Origin of the sequence: Bacillus sp. Nf3 (assembly GCF_003028545.1) — a bacterium.
Taxonomy (GTDB): Bacteria; Bacillota; Bacilli; order Bacillales; family Bacillaceae; genus Bacillus; species Bacillus safensis.
Map to the genome: position 1 here is coordinate 1 of NZ_PYUA01000084.1, position 553 is coordinate 553.

Here is a 553-nt window from a genome sequence, read left to right on the forward strand (position 1 = left end):
GCACAGCCTGGGGCTGCGCGTGCAGCTGTGCGATACCCGCCATGGCCACTTCGACTTCGATCCCGCCCAGCTCAAGCGGCTGGCCGACGCGCGCACGCTGGCGATCCTGCCCACCCATCTCGGTGGCCGCATCGCCGATGTCGAGTTGGCCTGCGAGGTTGCACGCAGCGCCGGCGCCTGGGTGATCGAAGATGCCGCACAGGCGCTCGGTGCACGCGTAGGCAGCCACAGTGTCGGCCTGCGCGGTGATATCGGCTTCTTCAGCCTGGCCGCCGGCAAGGGCCTGAGCCTGCACGAAGGCGGCCTGCTGGTCAGCCGCGATGATGAGCTGCGCGCGGCACTGGCCGAACATGCGGCTCAACACGTTCGTTCCAGCCTACGCTGGGAGCTGCTGCGCAGTGTGCAGCTGATGGGCCTTGCCGCCTGCTACCGCCCTTCGCTGCTGTCGCTGGTGTACGGCAATCCACTGCGCAGCGCACTGCGCCGTGGCGACGTCGAAGCCGCAGTCGGTGATGTGTTCGCGCTGGACATCCCTCAGCACCGGGTCAGCCGC

1 protein-coding gene is annotated in these 553 nt (G+C 68.7%); it reads left to right on the plus strand.

Annotated elements, in window-relative coordinates:
* The coding region (locus tag C9414_RS20965) for a DegT/DnrJ/EryC1/StrS family aminotransferase (RefSeq protein WP_181286201.1) at positions 1–553 on the plus strand (553 nt) is incomplete at both ends.